We start from the raw sequence: 19,945 nt of genomic DNA on the forward strand, positions 1-19,945 counted from the left end.
CTCCGCGATCAGCTCCTCAAACGCATACGCCTCAGAGCCAAACTTATTGCCTTTTTCGCGATTGAGGCGGGACGCGGCCCCCGTCCAGTGAACCAGCTCATGCAGGCCGGTCGCGTAGAAGTTCGCCGCGTCCGCAAAGCGGAACCGCTCCGGCAGGATGATTTCATCAGTGGCCGGACGATAGAACGCCTTTACGCCCTGCTCGGTGATTTTTGCCCCGCTCCGGGTTATCAGGGCTTCCGCCTGCGGCAGCGGGTCAAATTCCGTCACCGGCTGCGGCACGCTCTTAATGGCCAGCCCGTCGATCTGCTCCACATTAAACACGGTAAAGCTTTTCAGCATCGGGATTTTTTCGATTTCCCCGTCCTCGTCCTCTTTCTCCAGTGTCTTGAAAAAAATGGCCGTCGTGCCGTGCTCACCCTTGCGAACCTGACCGCCCAGCTCCTGCGCCTGTTTGTAGGTCAGCCAGCGAGAGTCCTGGAATCCCTGTTTGGCCGCACTGCACCACAGCAGCATGATATTAATCCCGCTGTAGGCCGTGCCGGTGCTGAAGTTGGCCGGTAATCCCGCCGCTTCGCCGTTGCGAACCCACGGGCACACCCACGGCTTAACACCGCTTTCTAGGGCGGCAATGATGCCATCCGTGACGGTCTGGTACAGGTCTGTTTTTACCGCGCCCGCGCGTGCTTTGCCCCTGGAAAATTTCGTTTTTGAGGAGCCTGACTGCTCCAGCGGGGATACGCTGGTCGCCTGTGCAGCTTTAGGGGCTGTTGTCTGGGTGTGCAGGTTCATCGTCATGGCTGTTTCTCCGTCAGTGTGAATTTCGTCTTCGTATCGCCTGACGGTTCGGCCTGCCCGGAGTCGTTCTGGTCAGCAGGGGCGCGCAGCGTGCCATTTACCCTTGCTGACCAGGTTGTGACGGGGGACGATTACCGGAAGCTGATGCGCAGGAGAAAGTCTTCACAGGAGAGAATGACGATGTGCACACCCGGACTTACAGCCCCTTTAGCTGCACGGGTGAAACTGCCCTTCAGCTCAGGGAGTACGGGTAAAAAAGCACTGACGACATCAGTGCTGCCTTTGTACGCGTGGTGTTACACTACCGCTGCCGGTCAGTACGCCCTTCCTGAAACCGGGGGCGGTTTGTTTTCGGGGACGTTCTGACCGGCACTCCCCCATCACTTGCAGTAGTTTCACCGTCCTTTATGCCGTATATATACACAGCATAAGGAGGTGAATCTGATGCCACGACGCTATGAAATTGACGCTGCCTGGCGTGCGGCCATCACCCGCGAACAGGATGGCCGTCAGACCGTCACAACCGCTGCCTTTGTCCAAGACCTGCACAAGTTCAACTGGCACTGGACGCCCCGCCGGGCGAACCAGCGGATAGAAACGTATGTGTCGGTCTACATATCTTTTAAGTACATTTTTTCTTTTGGCTTTGCACCTTCCTCAGTATCACAAGTTATTTTCAGAAAAGTGTTTCTCAAAGAGAAACATGTGCTATAATGTTTCCTGTCGAGAAACAGGGAATCAATAATGATAAAAAGTTTCAAGCACAAAGGGCTACAAAAGCTCTTTGAGAACGACGATCCGAGCGGAGTACAGGCAAAGGATGTGGAGAGAATAAAAATCCGTCTCCTGATGTTAGACGAAGCGACGACAACAGAAGATTTCCGCGCCTATCCAGGGTTCAAATTTCACCCACTGAAAGGCGATAAGAAGAATCTTTATGCGATCACCGTTCGGGCGAACTGGCGAATCACCTTTGAGTTTATCGATGGTGATGCCTACATACTGAATCTGGAGGACTACCATTAATGACGATGTTCAACCCCCCACACCCAGGGGGATTGATTACCGAATACCTGGAGGATAACGAAATCAGCTTACGCGCCCTTGCCCGTAACCTCGACGTTTCCCCTTCTGCGCTGAGTAAAGTCTCGGCTGGTAAAGCGGCGATCAGTCCTGAAATGGCACTGAAACTTGAGGCCGGTTTAGGCATTGCAGCTCGACTCTGGCTGGCAATGCAAGCGACCTATGACCTTAGCCGCGCCCGTAAGGAGATCGACCTCTCCCATGTGGTGCCGGTTACAGTTAAAAGTGACGTAGCCGTACACTAATATAAGCCCTTATTAGAGCTTCATCACTGCTCATAGAGGAAGCTCCGCTAAAGCGGGGCTTTTTTATTCACGCAAAAGATTGGTTCATTGCTGAGGCTTTGGATTTTGGCTGGTCGAATGCTTTAGAAACCGGCGATGATCTTGGAATTTTGCTTCACTTAAATGTGAGCGTTCCTCAGTTCGCACCGCAGGGTCAGCTCCCACCAAGTATGTAAGATTGCGTCAAATATTCGAAGCCGCAGCAGCAGTTTTTTGTAAAAAAACGCTCTATTTAACATATTGTACGTTGCGAGAACCTGTGGTTTTTCCCAGATAAATGCATTTCACCCGTTTGAGAAAGTCGATATCCATAGCGCTGGCAGTCTCTGCAACGGTGTAGTTATGGCCAGGGCCACTTAAACGGATTCGCGTTTAAATGATGCATTGAAACTTCTTCTTTTCATTGAGGCTACTGTCATGTCCAGAGATGAGCATATTACCTTTGTTAAGGTGGCCAAATTATGTGGATCACTAAAGTTAGGCGCCAAAAAATTCTCGATGCCGATACGTCCCTCCCCTTCTCCGCGATTCTTAAAATGCTCAGATGACTAAGCAGAGGGCCCTCAAGAAAGTGCCAATTGCGGTAACGGCAACATTCCTCATTACGGAGAAATGTGCGTACCCGATCAACAGGACATTGCAACGGGAAAATGAATGAAGGTGTGCGATAGCTCATTATTGAATCAGATATCGAGAAACTAGATGTTGCTTATAAACTCAAATCATCTCGTACTCACAGGCTCCTTTGCTTACGTGATTTCACGATTCTATAATCATATAATCTCATACTCATTTAATCACAGAATCATTTACTGCAGCCTACACTTCGTAACGGACACAAGCTTGTTTGCCAATTACACTGATCGACCATAATAAACAAGTATGTTGGGTATTCTTTCATTTACACATGCGTGTTTTAGTCGACCGCGCAAGGCATAACGTCAGTAGGGTCTCGATTCGGTAATAAAAAGCATCGTTTCTGTGATGCGAGCAATCTCTGAAATGTATTACCCTAAAGAATAGTGACGCGCTCACATAATCATATGATTATGTGAGCATATCAACAATGCCTTCTGATGCACTGACAGATGTAATGCTGTAAGTCACAGAATTAGTCATAACCAGGCCGGATGTATTGAGGATAGCCGCCCATAGCTCTAACTAAACCACAGAGCATGGTATCACCAACTCAGACTCCCCCTTGACCACTTATTCAGAACCATGCCCTTGTGGCATAGCAACTCAACGTTATGCAAAGTTGCCGTAGTTGTGCTCAGGTAATTTATTCCCAAACACTAAGATTGGCTTTTAACCACGGGATAACCTACGCAACATGTAGCGGCAGAAAACTACCGTGGCCAGAGCAAATCAAATCTTTTGATGCTATTGCATCCGAACAGCTTCCTACATATTCCCGCCATCTCATAGAGTAAGTGATTTACAACACAATCACTTTTACGCCGCAGATATGCCGCATGAAGTGGGTTCAAGAAAGAACCAATCCGCAAATATGACGCAAGAACAGATGTACAGCACTGGTAATGTTTGCTAAATTACAAATCATACTCAAAATTGCCGCACATATGACGCAAATGTGCGTATGTAAAATTTTCGGGAGTGAAACGATGAAGATTTTTATGGATGATGGCTCTACCAACATCAAAATGCTTTGGACTGATTCTGACGGCACCGAACGCCGACACATTAGCCCTAATAGTTTCAAACGAGGCTGGTCTGCAAGTTTCGGTTCAGGGAAGGTTTATAACTACGTTCTTGATGGCGAGAAATACTCTTATGACTTGGTTAGCCCTTCAGCTCTTGAAACGAACAATGTCTCGTGGCAGTACAGTCCTTTAAACGTTATTGCTGTGCATCATGCGCTTCATACCAGTGGCATTGCTCCTCAGCCAGTTGAAATCGTAGTGACTCTGCCACTAGCAGAATTTTTCGATACAGATGCGCAACCGAATATGGATAACATCAACCGCAAAAAAGAAAGCCTGATGCGCGCGGTTGAGCTTAATAAGCAAGCAGGTTTTATAATAGAAAAAGTAACGGTTCGCCCTGAGTCTATCCCAGCAGGTGTTGGTCTGGCAGACGAACTAAGCACATCTCATTCTATGCTTATCATCGACCTTGGCGGCACGACACTGGATGTGTCATTGGTTGTGGGCAAAATGACGGGAATCTCTCGTGTCTATGGTAACTCGGAACTGGGTGTGTCACTGGTAACATCAGCCGTTAAACAGGCTTTGGCTAGCGCAGAGACAAAAACATCCAGCTTTAACGTCGATAATCTGATCATTAATCGTCATGATGATGCTTATCTATCCGATAATATCAACGAGATTGAAGCTCTCGATGATGTCAAAAAGGCCATGACTCAAGCCATCTCTCGCCTGCAGCGCCGCGTCCTTGACGTTGTAGCAGACTTTGATGGTTATACACATATTATGGTCATTGGCGGCGGAGCACCGTTAATTGCGGACGCAATTCGCGATAACACTTCTATCCGGCAGGATCGCTTCTTCGTTTCGAACGACCCGCAGTTTGACTTGGTCACCGGGCTGAAGGCTATAGGATAAGAAATGAGGGGCTAAAAGCCCCCCTTTTTTAGAGGAGGTCAACTTGACGGATAAAACTGAGCGTAAGGCTCCTGGACGTAAAAACACGTCTGCAGCAGAAGTACGTAAAGACATTCGTTTCTACCTTCGCCCGACAAAAGCTGTTAATGAGCAATACGCCGCTGACAAACTCAGCGAGTTGCCGGGTGAAACCCAAGATCACATGCGACAGTTTTCTCTTGCAGGTCTGGCGCTCGCTGAAGTCGATAGCCGACTGCCAGCAGTTTTGGCTTCAATGCTCAAGCCGGGAGTAACTGGTACAGAGATTGAAGCGGTTCTTAGAGCTTTCCTCAGCATGGACCTATCGCTACAGCCACAAGTAGTAAAATCCGAAGAGTCTTCCAAAACGATCGGCTCTGCCAGGAACCTACGCAACTTGCTCCCAGACTAACCTCCAGCAGCTCGTCCAAGGGATGCCCCCTATGAGTAAAAGATTATATGATTACAAAATCATATAATCTTTTTATTCCATGCACACATGATTCCATGTTGCTTTGCTCATGCTCGCCGATTAATATTCACACACACAGTGTGATTATGTATGCAAACACTCAAATGATTACATAATCATATAGTCAAACAATCATGTGAGGGTGTATGGCTAAGATTATCGCGATTCTGAATGGGAAGGGCGGTGTAGGTAAAACGACGTCGACTATCAACATTGCTACGGCTATCCAGCGCAAAGGGTTCTCTGTTGCCGTCGTAGATACTGATCCCCAGGGGAGCATCAGTAACTGGTTCGATGAAGAGAAGTGTGCATTTGACCTGACCGAAGCGGCCAGTGAGAAAGAGGTCTACCAGGTACGCAAATCCTTAAAATCATATGATTATGTAATCATTGACGGTGCAGCCGCTATCTCCGCCATTTCTTCTGCAGCGGTAATGGTTTCCGATTTGGTCGTTATCCCTGTGACCCCATCGCCACTGGACTTTGCTGCATGCGGTGCAATTCTGGCAGTTATTGAGGCTCGTCAGGACTTACAACCGGTGGAAGCTCGCTTCCTCATCACCAAGAAAATTCCGCACAGCAAAATGCTTTCTGTCCTTAAAGACTCGATCGAAGACACTGGCGTCCCAGCCTTCAGAACGTCTATCTCTCAGCGTCAGGCTTACGTAAAAGTTATGCTCGATGGCAGTACCGTATTCGATACGGATGACGGCGCAGCAAAAGGTGAGATTGATGTACTGACGAACGAAATTCTGGAGATTACTGCATGAGCAAGCCCGCTATGAAAATGAAACTTGGCCAGAACCGTGCCACGCCAGCCGCCGTTGACGCCGTAATGAAGCCGTCAGTCATCACTAAACGACTGCAGATGAACATCCCTGAAGATCTCCATAAGGAGTTCAAGAAGGCTTGCGTCGATGATGACGTTGAAATGACTGACGTTGTCACTCAACTGGTAAGGGACTGGCTAAAGGGCAGGGCATAAACATATGCTCACATGAGTACATGAGTATTTAATCATAGAATTCTATGGTGTTATGACTTTGAAATGACGGACGTCGTAACTAAGTTGGTAAGGGACTGGCTGAAAGGCAGGGCATAAAACATAATCTCACAAACACATAATCATATGATTATTGGATTATAGAATTCCTGAATCTTATGCTGTTAAGATAAAACAAAAGCCCCGACTAGCGGGGCTTCTGTTTATTCGTCTTGGGCTTCGAATAATTCTTCTATCGATTTGGTTGGATAGAAGAGGGCGTTACTATTTTCGCGCTTGAGCAGGATGAAGCCAAGGCCAAGGTAGAATTTTTTGGCGTCGTCGCTGAGAGCTTCAACAAACATTCCATGTATTCCTACTGCCTGGGATGCGTGATACACAACCTTCATGGCATGTGTTACAAGCGTTTCTCCATACCCTTGACGTTGAATGCTACTGTCAATTGCCAAACGCGCCAGCGTTACACTGGGAACGTTTTTATAGGGCACACGTTTTTGCTGAGTCTTGCTCGGGAAATACTCTTTTTCGAAGCAGCTCCCAGACAATGTGTAGTACCCCAAAACCCGAGGTTTTTCCTCTCTCGTGACGAGCACATAACCATGCAAAAACTTGCCAATGTGTTGGCGTTTCAGATGGTCTGTGAGAAAAGTATTAAGATACTCTTCACCGCAATCGAAGTTGCTTACATCATACTCAACTTCCTCAGAAAAAATTTCTACCTTTAAACCTCGCATGTTATCACTCCAAATTCTGGAGACGCTTAGCAGCTTTTTTCAGTCGGTCGTTCGGTGCTGGCGGGTTACTGATCGCTTCCATAACCGCGTTCCATGACTCCTCGTTGAGGGTCAGGCGGCGGTGCTGGTTAATAATTACCGCTGCACGTTCAGAGGCAGTGCTAACCATGAACTGTGAAATTGACTGGTTAGTCATTGCCGCGGCTTCTTCGATCATGCTCTTATCGTCTTCATTTAATCTAAGATCGATGCGCTGTTTCTTCAGTGCTGACATGGTCATTCTCCTCGAACACCCGTGATGTAAAAAGGGCGGTCAACTCCTTTTTACGTGCGAGCCGATTGCTCTTAAATTTGTCTAGGCTTATCACCTGTAAATTGCCAGAAATCAAAATATGTACGGCATTTTACCGTACATAGATAATAAGGGCGGTAAATGGAACTATCAACTACAAGTTGTATTCAAAGGCAGCTATCGTACGAAATGTTGTAGTTGCTGTGACCAGATCCCCGTTGAAGTAAATACCCAAAAAACCTCATTAGAACCTTAATGAACTGGAGATTTAATGGGATGTGTGATTTACGAAGGTGCTCGCAAGTTTTTTCGGAGTTGAAGTGTGTTTGTAAAGCGGTTGTGTTTGTAATCCGGATCACAGAGAGGCATGGAGCAGAAGTGTGTTTATAAATCGGATCGTGTTTATAAAGCGGATCGATAAACACAAACGTTGAGCGTGCTTATAAACCGGATTTTCAGACAGCGGGGGGAGAGCTAAAGAGATGGATATCACTGCATTCGTGTTTATAAAGCGGATGACAAGGCTATTTGAAGGGCTTAAAAACCCTCCCTACTAAGCCAAAACGTGAGGTCATCCGCCTTATAAACACATGTTTGGGTTACTCGTCTTCGTCTTGGTTTTTCTTATCCGCTTTATAACCACCTGGCACTGTCTTGATATCCGGGCGTGGCGTCCGGCTAGCTATGAGTAAGTGCCATTCACCGTCACGCTTCACAACATCACCATCAAGGTAGCCAACAGCTTTCAACTCATCTATCGCCTTGTTAATAACCCGGTTCTGCTGGTTATTAGGTGAAGTAAGCATCAGACGCCGCTTTATACGAGCAAACGAAAGAGGAATCGGCTTCTCGGGCAAACTTTCCAGGAACGTATAAAGAGCCTGTGCAGTACCTTTGTTGGCCAACTGCCGGAGTATAAACATCTGAATAAGAACCTGCCGATCAAACTGGTAGAGCTCCCAAAGCGACTCATCCGCAATGAGTACCATCGTGTCTTTTACTTCATCCCACTTACCACGACTTAACAAACCGGACACGACACCTTGTTTATCACTCTCGGACGATAAGCGGATCGTCGTCCCACGCAAGCGGGCCAGAGAGTCCGCCAGACGCGTTCTAAGGCTTTTATCCTTGTCCTTGGGGAGATAACCGCAAAAGGTCGCGAACTCGCTAAATGGAAGCTCTACAGTGTTTCCATTGAGGCCATATTTAGAGAACGCGAGGATAATCCCAACCCAAACCTTAAAATCAGTCTCCATAGACAGACGTGGGCCACTGATCCGAATGTCGGTATAACCTTCAGCCCGGGCCAGCTCCAGGCTTTGAAGTTCTTTGCTGGCATCAATGTTGATATTACCGGTATCCTTACCCTTGCGTTTCAAAGAGGGTAAGAATAGCCCGAGGCGCATCAAAGCAACTGGTTGGACGGTAGCGTTTTTTGTGGGGATGAGTTTCTTATTTTCCCCAATGACCTCTAACACTGTTTCGAGAGAAAGTTCCTGTTCTTTCTTAGACATAGAGCGTATATCCACAGGTGCGAGCGGCTACGATCTTGTTTCAGCCACGGATCCGGTTTGTAAACACAGTAAAACCGATTTATAAACACGTTCACCCGCTTTGTAAACACATTAATCCGGTTTACAAACATATTTATCCGCTTTATAAACACGTTTATCCGGATTACAAACACAAAAAATGGCTCTCAGACCAGAGCTGGCGCGGCTCTCAGCGTACCGGGATCTATTTGGTACTATTAGGATCAATTTAGGATCTTTAAGGGATCTGATTATTGGATCTACATTGTGGATAATGTGAATAACTACAACGTAACCATAGGAAACATCTAAGAATGTTCTGCATACCTAACCGATCTCCCTCATCACGCCAACTGGCTAACAGTGCTCTCTTCATTAAACGTAACTGAAACGAAGCCAATTTTCCTTAGGGAAAGCGCCTGCTTTAGGTTACAAATTGACCCATCTAATTTTTTGACCGTTCATCTTTGTTAGAATTCCTTGGCTTTTATTTTTAATGTTTTTCAACCACAAACAACTACTTCTGGGCGCTGTAGCTTTAGCCTTACCAATCTCCTAAGCTCTATCAGCACCACTCCCCCTCGACATCAGAGCTGGACAAAGAGTGGCGAGCTATTTTCCATCTCAACTTGAACTGGCTGAAGGAATGCAACCCTACTGCCAGAAACAGAAAATAGATGGTGACCTTTGTCTTCTTGGATACACCTCAACCTTAACGGCGAAAGCAATGCAAAGAGCTGGATACTCTGCAATATAGACACGCTCGCTCTAATTGCTAACAACGGATATGGACTTTTCGAGGCTTACGAAAGGCCAGGGATGGGTGAAATCCTAATGCCGCTTACAAGTCTTTATACGATAGATGGAGGACAAGAATTTCATATCAATCATGGGTTGACCACAAAGAAAGATACATCTGCGTTCGCAAAGCTTTATGCAAAAGAATACGTAAAAAAGCCAAAAGCCATCGACAAAACCTGTGTCCAAAAGATGATCCCGCACTTCCGCAAACAGGCTGACTCTCATGGGGCCTACATGGCCGATGATATCTTCGCTGTCCAGACTGAAATTGGTTCCTAAAAAATGGTTAAGGAGAATCAAAAGATGGAAAAAGTAGCAGTTTTAACAGTGTTATTGAGTTCCTTTGTAGCGGTTTCTTCGTGGGCAGAGGCAAGTGAAAATGTTTATAAGTTTGCCTGCGGAAACAAAACGCTTTCGCTTTATAAGAGTAGCAATGCGATGTTTGTCGACAAGACTAAAGCGGATGTTCTGGAGATTCGAAGTGTCACTAATGGCGCGGTCGTCAACTTCAGGCTTTACGCCGAAATGGGTGGATCCTATACCCAGTATCAAATGTCTATTTTCGATGGGAATGCCAAGCTAAATAGCCAATGGCTTACAGCTTATAATGATCCACGTAGAGCCGCTAACGTGACCAACTGCAGCATCATGAATCCTGCTAAGGGAAAATGCCTCGCACGAAATCAACACTGGAGAAGATAGGGTCCTGGGAACTGGAGTAAAGCTCATAGAAACAACGAACTCTGCACATAGGCGGAGTTCGTTTCGTTTCATGGCGTTAAATTTTTCCTATCTTTGAATTACTTATAAATGTATTCGCTAATTCATTGATATCTGCAATTTTCACGTTGATGTATTTTAAAAAAATAATCATTTCATCATTGCTTAAAAATGGATGATTAGTAGTTATATTCACTGGTACTGCATGTAGCATTCTGCTTGTAAATGTATATATATAATCATAATCTTCAGCATGATTTGTTTCAGTTGCGTAGTCTTTCCAATTCCAATATCTTAAGAGTTGCTTTACATCACTTGAAACTGAAGAATTAAACTTTTCAATATCCTTTTTAACTGTTTCTAAAGATGATTCCACTTCTGGGAGTTGATTCTTTTGTATTAAATGAGCCTGAAAGCCATATCCATTTGTTCGCGCTTGCGCGGCGTGTATAGAGAACTTACGTGAAGCCATGTTATCAATGGTATTGAAAACATCAGGAGTGAGTGCTACTCCAAACTTTTCTTTTAACTCAGGATCTTCAATTTTAGAGTATTCAAGTAGTTTGTCATGATGTAGTTTTCGTTCCTTTTCTTCCATTTCATGTAAAAAAACAATCTCTCTATTTAGTTGTTCTTTCAACCCTGTCCAATACTGAAGTTGGTCCCTAAGGAGTCGACCGTAATACTCTAAACCGTAAACAGAATCTTGTGCGATTAGGGTTAATCTAATGCTCAATTCTAAAATATATCTAGATGTAGAAACTAAGCTAAATGTTTCAATTGCATTAAAATTATTCTCCGTAAGTAAAATGAGCTTAATTATGGAGTCATTGAACGCGAAGTGACTCCAGTGATCTCTATCGAAAATTTCAAATTCAATTGTCGAACTTTGGGCATTAAAAATATTGCGAGTGGCTTCTAAATCATTTCTTTTACTTTTTATTTCTTGAACTAATTGGTTGATTGTTATATCGCTCAAAATATATCCTTATCAAACCCCGCAAGAGCGGGGTTAACTGTGTTTTATTTAGAGAACTTATCTTTAAGATATGAAGCTATAACCGAAATTAATTCGCTAAGGGGGGTAGCTAACTCTAAAGAGGTCTGGTTTGACTCATCTTTAGATGTATTATCAGTTGGATGGCGGAATGCTGATTTCAGCAAAGTGAGTATGAGCGTTAAGCCTACACCCAAAATGAACGCCACTAGCATTATCAGGGAGCTAGCGGAAAACCAATCAGCATTAAGATTGGCGACAGCCTCAGTTATTCCTCTTGAAGGCCCTGGGACACATTTTACTGGAATGACGCAATGCGAAACATCAGGTGAAGTTGAAGTGAGCACGGTAACAATACTTTGCTTGGCAAGCAGTAGTCCATCTCCAACTTTCAAGGCAAAGAAAAGCCCACAACTTAAGAAGAAAATGGCAAAGAACATCATGACTGCAAACAAGCAGTAACGCATTACTCGACGTTCTAAATCATTCCTTTCCTCTTGCCGCAGATATTCATCTGAAGGTGGGGAAAGGGGAGTCGGAACAACTGCTTTCTCTTCTTCTTTATCTGCTGGTTTTGTTGGCGATGGTTGCGGCTCCTGCGCCCCTGGCGCGGAAAAATCTACGGGATCTGTTGGGGCTGACATAAAAAAATCACCATCATTTATGAGTTCATGATGGTGATTTATAACGCTAAATCATTACAGTGGGAAGAGATTAGTGAGTTAGTCCAATCTCTCTCAGTCTCCATTGCATAGCAGCTTCTGAGACGTTGAAAATTTTAGCTAGACCAAGAGCTGTGGTTACGCCTTTACGCGTAATGTAGAACCGTATTGCCTGTTCAGGCATCAGCAATTGAGCAGCAAACTTGTTGGCATGAATTTCACGAATATCCATTGCGCCGCTTGAGTAGTTCTCAACGATATCGCGATGCTTTTCACCGTCTTGGGTATGGCCAAGAACATGGTGGCCTAACTCATGCGCGATAGTGAAGCGCTGACGGTTAGGATGGTCTTTAGGATTAAAGTAGATACGCGGTACTTTATTTTTAAGCACAGCAATACCGCTGAACCCAGTGTTATCGAACTCTGAGTCCTCAATTGCTTCTACACGGGCACCCCATGCTTCAGCGATTTTCTGGGGATCTACTGGCAGCAGGCGATCCCAATAACGATTGAGCACAGATTCAACTGCATTGTTCATGGTTGCCTCCTACGTTAAGTGGGTTTCAGAAAACGTGGTTACTTCAAAATGAAGAACACCAACGTTCAATTCTATTAGAAAGCAATATTATCATAACCAGTTACTACAATCTGTAGTTTTTTTTCTTTACAATTAAAGCCTTTGTCAAGATCTATGCTTTAAATATAGGCCAAAAGAACGCTGTCTGTATGTCTGATGCTGTTGGTTGTTATTCCGCATTTGAACCCTTTCGGCACTATAGGCGGCGTTCCAACTGCCTTAATCTGAGAGCTTCCATCGCATCCTTCAGCCGCCCTGTACGAGGCTCATTACTGAAGTCACTGCTCCCAGGCAAATCGTTATCCCTCCGATGCTGCAGGTATGCATATTTTCGCGCTTGGCGCTCAATTACTTCATGCTGCTGGTTGCGGTACTGGTTGACCAGCTGAGTGCGTTCGTTAGCTGCGGCAGCTTTTGACGCAGCTATGGCATGCGACAGTTGCTTGTTGGTGACAACCGGCGACAGCATTTTCGGCTTACCCTGAATATCTCTTTTTGTTGTTCTTGAAGATGTTCTCTTATTCTTAGCTCTGTCATTTTGACAAGGGGAGGGGTGCTCATTTTGACAGGGGGGGCACAAAGCAAAAACCTGATCTACCAGCTGCTTCAGCTTACGCACCGGTGACGAAATCTTTAGCCCTGCGCTTATCAGTTTTTCCTTCACGCGCGACACGAACGCCAGAAAGCCTGGTGTAAACCGGTACAGATTAGCCTTCCTCGCGTTTGTACGTTCATCAACAACGACGGTACAACTCAAAAGACCGCGACTAACCGCCTCACGGAAAGCTCGCAGGACCGTTGAAACGCTGTAGCCAGTTTCCTCTGCGATCGAACGGTGCGATTTGTGAATGAAATAGTCGCTGGTGCAGGCAGCAAGATTAGCGCATTGTGCCAGAATGTGCCCAGTGCTGCGCGACAAGCGAGAATGCCCGACGACAAACGCCAGCTCGTAGCCGTTAAAGGCTGCTGAATTAGTAGCTCTGCTCATGTAAAACCCAATCTTCAAATCAAAAGCACTCAAGCCCCTGCCATAGGGCAGGGACATGTCTATTACTGCGCGGAGAAAACGCTACAATCGCTGCTACAGTAGTAGTCCGGATCAGATTTGAAGACGCAGATGACCATTTTGCTGACAAGAAACCGCTCAACATAGCCGTATGCGCCCACTCCACACCAGACAAAAGGGTTTTCAGGCAGAACAAAGCGGTTAATAACCACGATGAAAAAAGTTCTGAAGAAATTATGTCCTGAAGAGACAATATGGAAACTGTTGAGATCAATCATGCGGTAGTCCCCTGCGTGAACCAGTAGTTCACTGGTGGGCGCTCAGGCGAAAAGCGGGAAGAGAAGATGCACGGTGAGTCAGGAAGCTGTGAACGGGCTTCAGATTCGGTCTGAGCAATGACCAGGTGATAACGACGTTTCTGGCAGGAGTAGAAGCGCCAGATGAATTCTGGGTGAGTTTGGGTAGTGATAGTAGCCATGAGTGGCATCCTTTCTTTTGCTTTAAAGGAGTCACCACCTGAGTTTCCACGCTCAATAGGGCGGTGACGCTGATGGGGGTGGAAAAACCGGCGCAAAAGGGAACCGGCCCGACCGAAGTCGGCCCCACCAGCGCCACCATAGATTTTATACGGTGATTATCGATATGGCTGTGCGTAGTGGAAGACACAAAAAAAGACGCTTGGCGTCTGTGTCGCCTCTTGCTTATTCCGGGTTTCCACGCCCGTCCGTAGATTTTGCTACGGCCAAAAAATCATAAACGCTACAATCAGTTGGATTCAAGTAGTTTTTTTCTTCCTTCTCCGAGCTTCATACAGGTTTAATCCATAATTCAGCTCTTCACTTCATCGAGATAAACCAGCCAGCCATGTTTTTTATTATTAATAAATCCCGCAACCACTTATCTCATGACGTTCTCAGAATCCGTCCTTCATTCGCCGCTGCACAGAGAGCCAGGTGAGCTCTTCCAGCCCGTCAGGGACGATCCGTTCCGGATTGGTGTATATGGCATTTGCATCCCCGGTCAGCCACCAGGAGCCGGTGGCCCGGATACGTTCGGCCACCGTCAGGCCGTCCCAGGTAACAATTAGCCAGGTGTTCACGCTCCGCTCATCCGGAGGGCGGAGCCAAAGCCGTTGATGGCCCAGTGCGGTCAACGCACGCCAGACAGTTTCAAGTGAAACCGGGACGCGCTCGCTTTCATGGAAAGATGTGTTCATGTGTAACAGTCACTCTTGGTTATTTTTTTGTGACATCCATGATGATGATCGTTGTTAAATTACCCAGTAGCAATCATTACCTGTGTGATAGCAAGCCAGGATATTGCCACATCATTAAATTACCGGAAGCGCGGTTCTTGGTGATCCGACTTTTCTGCTATCTCATAGTTTCCGGAAGTGTAGCACGCTAACGGAATAAGCAAAGGGTAGCTTTGTGGTGTTTAGAGGTAGGGAGTGGGGGAGGGGAGGAACACAACATATAGAATTAATATCATCTGAATGAGTGGCACATATTGTGTTTTGTGGATACAGCGCACCGGGGTGGTTCGGTAAGATCCGGTACTGTAGGTTTTCGGATCTACGGAGAAATGAGAGGGGACAGGCATTACTGTAGCGCCGCACTCATCACTTTCAGTAATTCATATCGCATCACAAATTACAGAATTAAAACAGATTAAATTATAGCTATTTTTATAAATGCTAGGTTAGCATGAATGATAAAACAAAGATGGAAGAAACGATGATGCTCAGCCAGCTTAACCTGCGTTTTCACAAAAAGCTGATCGAGGCGCTGAAAGTGCGCGCCGGTCGCGAAAATACTTCGGTCAACGCTCTGGCCGAACGCTTCCTCGATGACGGCCTGAAAACGGTCGCGCCCGGCGACGGGTATTTTCAGCTGGTCGCCGATCCGGAAGCCACCGTCCGGCAGCTGTACCGGCATATCATTCTCGGCCAGACCTTCGGCACCGCTCCGGTCTCCCGGGATGAGCTGCGCTTCATCCTGGCCTGTGCCCGGGAGGCCTTTATTGGCGGCCGGAACAGAGTGGCCACGCTCCCGGCTCTGGATACACTGCTCGATATCACCCGCGACCTGCTGGCCTGGCAGCTGGAACATGACCGTCCGGTGGACGGTCACTACCTGAAGGGGATCTTCCGCCTGGTCGGGGAAAACTGGATGGAAGAGTTTGACGCCTTCCGGGCAGCGCTGCGCCCGGTCGTGGATCAGGTGTATGCCGAACACCTTCTGCGTCCGCTGGAGAGCGACTGCTTTAATCTCGCAGATATTCCCGACAGTGCGCTCGCTGGGATTTTCACCTTATCGCGTCTGAAAGCCGTTTTCCCGCTGATGCTGCGCGGACTGGACTGGAGCGTGGAAAAGGCCAGAGATCTGGCGCAGGAACTGCGGCCGGTTATTACGGCCGTCACGCAAACCATTGAGGCCGGCACGCTGCGCATTGAGATCCGCATTGACGGCCAGCATCCCGGAGAACGCCCTGGTGCCTGGTACACCACGCCCCGTCTGCACCTGCTGATCACCGGCCAGGACTTTGTGGTGCCGTACGGCTGGGAGACCTTCTCCGAACTGCTGGGCCTGTTCACCCTATATACCCGGTATCCTGAAGCCCTTGCGCATGGTCACCAGGGGGAGCGCGTGATGTTTTCTCCGCCCGGCCACGTATCAAAAGAGGGATTTTTCGGGATAGACGGCCTGCGGATTTTTATGCCGGCGGAGGCCTTTGAGACGCTGGTCCGGGAGCTCACTACGCGATGCGCTGAAGGCATGCTGGCGGAGGCCCTGACCGGGCTGCGCTGTCTGTACGGGGATCTGTAATATGAAAGTACTGAGACAACTGTGGAACCAGAAAGGGCTTGATGCGGCAGTTGAGGATGTATCTGAGGATCGTTACGGTTTCAGTAACATCGCAGAAAATATATCCCGGTCCATCCTTTCCCTTCCACAGGAGGCTTCAAATGTTGTCGGAATAGAAGGAGCATGGGGATCGGGTAAAACAAGCCTCCTGAACCTGATCCTGAAAAAATTTACCCAGAACAAAGACGGGTACACGCATGTGCTGCATATTTCCCCCTGGCTGAGTGGCGGCAGTGCGGTTGAAGCGCTCTTTCTTCCTGTTGCCACGGTTATCCAGCAGGAAATGGAAAAACGCCATCCTCCGAAGGGCTTCAAAAAGCTCTGGCGTAAATATCTGTTGTCACCGGAAGCGCAGAAAGTGATTGAGTATGCTCAGGATACTTCATCGCGCGTCCTTCCGCTGGTTCAGTATATCGGGCAGTTTTCCAGCATTATCAACTGGATAGCCGGAGGGATAAAGGTATTTTCAGACAGCCGTCTGGCTGTTGATCAGAAAACAACGACAAAGCTTCGGGCTGAAATTGCAGGGCAACTGGTCAGTCTGGATCTGAAGTTCATTATTGTCATGGATGATCTGGACCGACTGGAGCCATCCCAGGTGGCGGAAGTGTTCAGGCTGGTCCGTGCAGTGGCCGATCTGCCTCGCTTTACCCATATTCTTTGTTATGACAGGCAGATTATCACTCATGCCGTCGAGCATGCGCTGAATATCAAAGACGGCAGCCGTTACCTGCAGAAAATCATTCAGCTCAGTTTTAAACTACCCCGACCTGAAGCCTTTGACCTACGCAATGAATTTCGTCAGCGGGCTGAGGAGCTGTATCAGCAAATTAATAATCAGCCGCAAGATTCCGGAATGGCAAGGGATCTCGCCGCGGTGACTGATACATATGGTGCCGCACTTTCGACGCCACGCGAGATTCATCAGGCCATTAATTCCCTGATTTTTCTGTATCCGGGGATGCGGGATTTTGTTTATTTCCCTGATTTGTGCCTGCTCCAGCTTATACGGGTGAAAAACCCGGCCCTGTATGACTGGGCAGAGCATTACCTGACAGAACGGTCCGTGATTGAAACCGGCCAGGGCATGCTTTCTGACGGAGAAAAGGCTGACTTCCGGAAGGGGCTTATCAGGTGTATGAAGATGTTGAGGGCTTCGAATGCTGACTCATATCTCAGTCTCGCCGAATGGCTCCCTGGTATCAGCGGACATGATGATGAACATCTGAATCTGTTCGAGCCGGTCAGTGAAGATTTTCGTCACATCCAGACGACAGATAAACGACTCAGCAGCCTGACGCACTGGCGTTATTATTTTTCCTTCTCCTCACCTCAGAATGTTCTGCCCCCTGAATTTTTTAGCCAGCTTTTTGAGCTGGCTGGCGTACCGGAAAAACAGCAGCAGCTCTCTGAATTGCTCCTCTCAAAAATCAACAGCGTGGGTAGTCTGTCCGGAACCTGGTTCGAACATATACTGAGCAGACTGACGCCGGGCCTGATAAAAGAACGCAATTTCGAAGAATGCGCAGGGCTGGTTCGGTTTTTCTTCGATCACACCGATGAGGTAAGCACTCGCTTCCGGCTCCGTAACCCATGGTTTTCCCTGCGTGAAACCGGCATTAATCAGGTTGTACGGAATCTGCTGAAGCATATGCAGGCTATTGACGAGGCCAGAACAATCATGCGGATGGAAATGCTGATCGTTACGGGCGCTTCGCCATTCTGGATAGCCGATTTTATGCGGGGACTTATCTGGGAACACGGTCTTGCACAAAATGCGGTGCCTTCTGCCTCTGAAACTTTATTTAGTCGTGATATTACAGAACGGTTGCGTGACAGGTTTGCTGAACGTATGAATCAGCCAGAACTTCAGCAACAACTGCTCATGCGCAAGTCTATTCTCGGATATCTCTACGCATGGAGGGACATGAGCTCAGTTGAAACGGTGAAGCAATGGGTCAGAGAAATGGCTTCCACCGATGAAGGTCTTGTTGACCTGTTGATACGTTTACAGACCAGTGTCTTTAGTTCTGACAAAGGGGCATATCGCCGGATTGCACGTGACCAGGTCAGCCCGTTCTTTGATGACTGGTCTGCAGTCGAAGAAAAGCTGAAGGGGATGCTTTCCGGCAACGAACTGACGCCAGAGCTGGAAGCGCTCAAAACTGCGCTGGAAAATGACGACTGACCCAAAATGAAGGCCGCTTAGCGGCCTTTTTCTTACAAAATAAAGTGGATCAGGCGCTTAACGCTTTTTCCTTGTCAAAAGGAACACCGGCATATGACAGCTCACTCAGCAGCTTGCGTTTCCATCCACCATGCCCGTCAAGCTCGGTATAGAGAACCCCGGCAAGATCTGAAGGGATTTCGATATCTCCCTTCCTCAGTACAAGTACCTTCCCGCGTCCAAGCTTCCCAGCGAAATATCCGAGCTCATACAGGACGTTCTGGCGTGCACGCAGACGTGTGTTTTCAGATGCCAGGGCACTGCCGCTATCGTCGGGCGTCATCAGCACGATGGCAAAGCTGACATCCCCTGACTCCGCTTCAAATTTCTCGATTACCGTCCTTGAGCCATCAGGACGTTCAGAGAGAATGATTTCCTCCAGCCCTATCCGGGATATAAAGCGGGCAACAGACTGAAGGGCATCATTATCATGGCCGTGAACAATAAAAATTTTGCGCGAGACCTGACGTATTACTACCGGATCAGGCTCGGATTCATTCTCAACATACAGCTGGTAGTCACGAACAAAAGTTACCAGTAGCGAGGAGGTGAACTTACGGACAGATTCAATAATTTTTCGGTCATAGAAAAACGTATGGCAAAAATTGAATGCGAAATTATCGTTAACGGACATTTTCCTGATTAATAAAAGCTTCAGGCCTAAAATTTCACGCGGTTCTTCAGGCCACTGCAGGACGGCGGAGCCAGCCATACTGGATTCGGTTTCATGACTTTTCGCCAGAAAGGCGTCAAGATCGACATCACATGTCAGGCGTTCGTTAACAGCCTGTAGATTAGCGTCGTTCAGCAGCCGGGCCAGTTGTTTCAGTGGTTGCTGATAGTTCTGTGCATCAGCACGCTGCAAATCATACACACAATTTTTGAGTGACTGAAAAATGTCAATTGCCATCCTGCCCGTTCTCCTGTCTTTGCTGTTCGGCACTATCCAGAATTTGCTGACGCAAATCCTCTTTCATGGCCTCGATCATGGGACTAATCATCGGATTATCGGCATACCGTGAGGCTCGCTCATCCAACATGCTGTACGCTTCCTGAATCGCAGTTTCAATGCTGACAGGATCGTTTGCATCAAAATTTACCGGATAACTACCATTAAGGGTTTCAGCCGCTTCCTCAACTTCTTTCAATTGTTTCTGCAATTTATCTATACCTGTAATTTTTACGCCCAATGTAGCCTCCGCATCAGTGAAGTTCCTCTGCCAGTTATAGATAACATTTTGAAAAAGGGAAGGAGTGGAGACAACTTAAAATTCATACGATTTT

At 47.2% G+C, this 19,945-nt stretch carries 24 protein-coding genes; 11 read left to right on the plus strand and 13 right to left on the minus strand.

Annotation, left to right across the window (positions count from 1 at the left end):
* A partial coding sequence (locus SPG90_RS20665) for an ArdC family protein (protein WP_322408296.1) occupies positions 1 to 798 on the minus strand: 798 nt, incomplete at its 3' end.
* Positions 799 to 1,242: 444 nt separating this feature from the next.
* Between SPG90_RS20665 and SPG90_RS20670 the strand changes: the two genes are divergently transcribed.
* The 7 genes from SPG90_RS20670 (at position 1,243) to SPG90_RS20700 (ending at position 6,225) form a co-directional block, all read left to right on the plus strand.
* Positions 1,243 to 1,512, plus strand: coding sequence for a hypothetical protein (locus tag SPG90_RS20670; protein ID WP_322408297.1), 270 nt, complete (start codon positions 1,243 to 1,245; stop codon positions 1,510 to 1,512).
* A 30-nt stretch (positions 1,513 to 1,542) separates the two neighbouring features.
* Positions 1,543 to 1,824: a type II toxin-antitoxin system RelE/ParE family toxin gene (locus SPG90_RS20675; RefSeq protein WP_047626394.1), complete on the plus strand. Its 282-nt coding sequence runs from the start codon at positions 1,543 to 1,545 to the stop codon at positions 1,822 to 1,824.
* Positions 1,824 to 2,126 carry a HigA family addiction module antitoxin gene (locus SPG90_RS20680; RefSeq protein ID WP_047626395.1) on the plus strand — a complete coding sequence of 101 codons (303 nt, stop codon included), beginning with the start codon at positions 1,824 to 1,826 and terminating at the stop codon, positions 2,124 to 2,126. Before SPG90_RS20675 ends, SPG90_RS20680 begins: the two co-directional genes overlap by 1 nt.
* Before the next feature lie 1,664 nt (positions 2,127 to 3,790).
* The gene (gene parM, locus SPG90_RS20685) at positions 3,791 to 4,750 is read left to right on the plus strand and encodes a plasmid segregation protein ParM domain-containing protein (RefSeq protein ID WP_047626439.1); all 960 of its coding nucleotides are present in this window, start codon (positions 3,791 to 3,793) and stop codon (positions 4,748 to 4,750) included.
* Positions 4,751 to 4,793: 43 nt separating this feature from the next.
* Positions 4,794 to 5,180, plus strand: coding sequence for a plasmid partitioning/stability family protein (locus tag SPG90_RS20690; protein WP_049001901.1), 387 nt, complete (start codon positions 4,794 to 4,796; stop codon positions 5,178 to 5,180).
* 206 nt (positions 5,181 to 5,386) lie between these two features.
* Positions 5,387 to 6,010: a ParA family partition ATPase gene (gene parA, locus SPG90_RS20695; protein WP_322408298.1), complete on the plus strand. Its 624-nt coding sequence runs from the start codon at positions 5,387 to 5,389 to the stop codon at positions 6,008 to 6,010.
* Positions 6,007 to 6,225 carry a plasmid partition protein ParG gene (locus tag SPG90_RS20700; RefSeq protein ID WP_232101232.1) on the plus strand — a complete coding sequence of 73 codons (219 nt, stop codon included), beginning with the start codon at positions 6,007 to 6,009 and terminating at the stop codon, positions 6,223 to 6,225. The genes parA and SPG90_RS20700 overlap by 4 nt, the downstream gene beginning before the upstream one ends.
* Positions 6,226 to 6,446: 221 nt before the next feature.
* On the opposite strand, the gene SPG90_RS20705 is transcribed toward SPG90_RS20700, so the two are convergent.
* The 3 genes from SPG90_RS20705 to SPG90_RS20715 form a co-directional block, all read right to left on the minus strand.
* A complete protein-coding gene (locus SPG90_RS20705; RefSeq protein ID WP_268206397.1) occupies positions 6,447 to 6,977 on the minus strand; it encodes a GNAT family N-acetyltransferase in 531 nt (176 codons plus the stop codon).
* Positions 6,978 to 6,981: 4 nt separating this feature from the next.
* Positions 6,982 to 7,251 carry a DUF1778 domain-containing protein gene (locus SPG90_RS20710; protein WP_064790902.1) on the minus strand — a complete coding sequence of 90 codons (270 nt, stop codon included), beginning with the start codon at positions 7,249 to 7,251 and terminating at the stop codon, positions 6,982 to 6,984.
* A 617-nt stretch (positions 7,252 to 7,868) separates the two neighbouring features.
* Positions 7,869 to 8,786 carry a RepB family plasmid replication initiator protein gene (locus SPG90_RS20715; RefSeq protein WP_050511221.1) on the minus strand — a complete coding sequence of 306 codons (918 nt, stop codon included), beginning with the start codon at positions 8,784 to 8,786 and terminating at the stop codon, positions 7,869 to 7,871.
* A gap of 705 nt (positions 8,787 to 9,491) precedes the next feature.
* On the opposite strand from SPG90_RS20715, the gene SPG90_RS20720 reads away from it, so the two are divergent.
* Both SPG90_RS20720 and SPG90_RS20725 read left to right on the plus strand, forming a co-directional pair.
* Complete coding sequence (locus SPG90_RS20720; protein WP_322408299.1) at positions 9,492 to 9,884, plus strand: hypothetical protein; 393 nt, start codon at positions 9,492 to 9,494, stop codon at positions 9,882 to 9,884.
* 24 nt (positions 9,885 to 9,908) lie between these two features.
* The gene (locus tag SPG90_RS20725) at positions 9,909 to 10,307 is read left to right on the plus strand and encodes a hypothetical protein (RefSeq protein WP_322408300.1); all 399 of its coding nucleotides are present in this window, start codon (positions 9,909 to 9,911) and stop codon (positions 10,305 to 10,307) included.
* Between the two features lie 76 nt (positions 10,308 to 10,383).
* Here SPG90_RS20725 and SPG90_RS20730 read toward each other — a convergent pair whose 3' ends face one another.
* The 7 genes from SPG90_RS20730 to SPG90_RS20760 all read right to left on the minus strand — a co-directional run bounded on the left by SPG90_RS20730 (position 10,384) and on the right by SPG90_RS20760 (position 14,666).
* On the minus strand, positions 10,384 to 11,304 hold the full coding sequence (locus tag SPG90_RS20730) for a hypothetical protein (protein ID WP_322408301.1): 921 nt from the start codon (positions 11,302 to 11,304) through the stop codon (positions 10,384 to 10,386).
* A 44-nt stretch (positions 11,305 to 11,348) separates the two neighbouring features.
* Complete coding sequence (locus SPG90_RS20735) at positions 11,349 to 11,966, minus strand: hypothetical protein (protein ID WP_322408302.1); 618 nt, start codon at positions 11,964 to 11,966, stop codon at positions 11,349 to 11,351.
* A 70-nt stretch (positions 11,967 to 12,036) separates the two neighbouring features.
* A complete protein-coding gene (locus SPG90_RS20740) occupies positions 12,037 to 12,522 on the minus strand; it encodes an ImmA/IrrE family metallo-endopeptidase (RefSeq protein ID WP_268206402.1) in 486 nt (161 codons plus the stop codon).
* 235 nt (positions 12,523 to 12,757) lie between these two features.
* Positions 12,758 to 13,606, minus strand: a complete 849-nt coding sequence (locus SPG90_RS20745) for a Replication protein repL (RefSeq protein ID WP_322408303.1) — start codon at positions 13,604 to 13,606, stop codon at positions 12,758 to 12,760.
* 5 nt (positions 13,607 to 13,611) lie between these two features.
* A complete protein-coding gene (locus SPG90_RS20750; protein WP_322408304.1) occupies positions 13,612 to 13,845 on the minus strand; it encodes a hypothetical protein in 234 nt (77 codons plus the stop codon).
* Positions 13,842 to 14,045: a host cell division inhibitor Icd-like protein gene (locus tag SPG90_RS20755; protein WP_322408305.1), complete on the minus strand. Its 204-nt coding sequence runs from the start codon at positions 14,043 to 14,045 to the stop codon at positions 13,842 to 13,844. Before SPG90_RS20755 ends, SPG90_RS20750 begins: the two co-directional genes overlap by 4 nt.
* 435 nt (positions 14,046 to 14,480) lie before the next feature.
* Positions 14,481 to 14,666, minus strand: a complete 186-nt coding sequence (locus SPG90_RS20760; protein WP_156118182.1) for a hypothetical protein — start codon at positions 14,664 to 14,666, stop codon at positions 14,481 to 14,483.
* 640 nt (positions 14,667 to 15,306) lie between these two features.
* Here SPG90_RS20760 and pifC point away from each other — a divergent pair.
* Complete coding sequence (gene pifC / locus SPG90_RS20765; RefSeq protein WP_322408345.1) at positions 15,307 to 16,395, plus strand: transcriptional repressor PifC; 1,089 nt, start codon at positions 15,307 to 15,309, stop codon at positions 16,393 to 16,395.
* 1 nt (position 16,396) lies between these two features.
* Positions 16,397 to 18,622 carry a KAP family P-loop NTPase fold protein gene (locus tag SPG90_RS20770; RefSeq protein WP_322408306.1) on the plus strand — a complete coding sequence of 742 codons (2,226 nt, stop codon included), beginning with the start codon at positions 16,397 to 16,399 and terminating at the stop codon, positions 18,620 to 18,622.
* Positions 18,623 to 18,671: 49 nt separating this feature from the next.
* Here the strand turns inward: SPG90_RS20770 and SPG90_RS20775 are convergent, their stop codons facing one another.
* Positions 18,672 to 19,571 carry a nucleotide-binding protein gene (locus SPG90_RS20775; protein WP_322408307.1) on the minus strand — a complete coding sequence of 300 codons (900 nt, stop codon included), beginning with the start codon at positions 19,569 to 19,571 and terminating at the stop codon, positions 18,672 to 18,674.
* Complete coding sequence (locus SPG90_RS20780; protein WP_032650491.1) at positions 19,561 to 19,851, minus strand: hypothetical protein; 291 nt, start codon at positions 19,849 to 19,851, stop codon at positions 19,561 to 19,563. Before SPG90_RS20780 ends, SPG90_RS20775 begins: the two co-directional genes overlap by 11 nt.
* Positions 19,852 to 19,945 lie beyond the last annotated feature (94 nt).

The organism is Enterobacter sp. D2 (assembly GCF_034427575.1).
Taxonomy (GTDB): domain Bacteria; phylum Pseudomonadota; class Gammaproteobacteria; order Enterobacterales; family Enterobacteriaceae; genus Enterobacter; species Enterobacter cloacae_M.

Excerpts from the sequence above, each read along its gene's own strand:
- SPG90_RS20670 (WP_322408297.1), top strand. The coding sequence starts at position 1,243 with ATGCCACGACGCTATGAAATTGACGCTGCCTGGCGTGCGGCCATCACC.
- SPG90_RS20675 (WP_047626394.1), top strand. The coding sequence starts at position 1,543 with ATGATAAAAAGTTTCAAGCACAAAGGGCTACAAAAGCTCTTTGAGAAC.
- SPG90_RS20680 (WP_047626395.1), top strand. The coding sequence starts at position 1,824 with ATGACGATGTTCAACCCCCCACACCCAGGGGGATTGATTACCGAATAC.
- parM (WP_047626439.1), top strand. The coding sequence starts at position 3,791 with ATGAAGATTTTTATGGATGATGGCTCTACCAACATCAAAATGCTTTGG.
- parA (WP_322408298.1), top strand. The coding sequence starts at position 5,387 with ATGGCTAAGATTATCGCGATTCTGAATGGGAAGGGCGGTGTAGGTAAA.
- SPG90_RS20700 (WP_232101232.1), top strand. The coding sequence starts at position 6,007 with ATGAGCAAGCCCGCTATGAAAATGAAACTTGGCCAGAACCGTGCCACG.
- SPG90_RS20705 (WP_268206397.1), bottom strand. The coding sequence starts at position 6,977 with ATGCGAGGTTTAAAGGTAGAAATTTTTTCTGAGGAAGTTGAGTATGAT.
- SPG90_RS20710 (WP_064790902.1), bottom strand. The coding sequence starts at position 7,251 with ATGTCAGCACTGAAGAAACAGCGCATCGATCTTAGATTAAATGAAGAC.
- SPG90_RS20715 (WP_050511221.1), bottom strand. The coding sequence starts at position 8,786 with ATGTCTAAGAAAGAACAGGAACTTTCTCTCGAAACAGTGTTAGAGGTC.
- SPG90_RS20725 (WP_322408300.1), top strand. The coding sequence starts at position 9,909 with ATGGAAAAAGTAGCAGTTTTAACAGTGTTATTGAGTTCCTTTGTAGCG.
- SPG90_RS20735 (WP_322408302.1), bottom strand. The coding sequence starts at position 11,966 with ATGTCAGCCCCAACAGATCCCGTAGATTTTTCCGCGCCAGGGGCGCAG.
- SPG90_RS20740 (WP_268206402.1), bottom strand. The coding sequence starts at position 12,522 with ATGAACAATGCAGTTGAATCTGTGCTCAATCGTTATTGGGATCGCCTG.
- SPG90_RS20745 (WP_322408303.1), bottom strand. The coding sequence starts at position 13,606 with ATGTCCCTGCCCTATGGCAGGGGCTTGAGTGCTTTTGATTTGAAGATT.
- SPG90_RS20750 (WP_322408304.1), bottom strand. The coding sequence starts at position 13,845 with ATGATTGATCTCAACAGTTTCCATATTGTCTCTTCAGGACATAATTTC.
- SPG90_RS20755 (WP_322408305.1), bottom strand. The coding sequence starts at position 14,045 with ATGGCTACTATCACTACCCAAACTCACCCAGAATTCATCTGGCGCTTC.
- pifC (WP_322408345.1), top strand. The coding sequence starts at position 15,307 with ATGCTCAGCCAGCTTAACCTGCGTTTTCACAAAAAGCTGATCGAGGCG.
- SPG90_RS20770 (WP_322408306.1), top strand. The coding sequence starts at position 16,397 with ATGAAAGTACTGAGACAACTGTGGAACCAGAAAGGGCTTGATGCGGCA.
- SPG90_RS20775 (WP_322408307.1), bottom strand. The coding sequence starts at position 19,571 with ATGGCAATTGACATTTTTCAGTCACTCAAAAATTGTGTGTATGATTTG.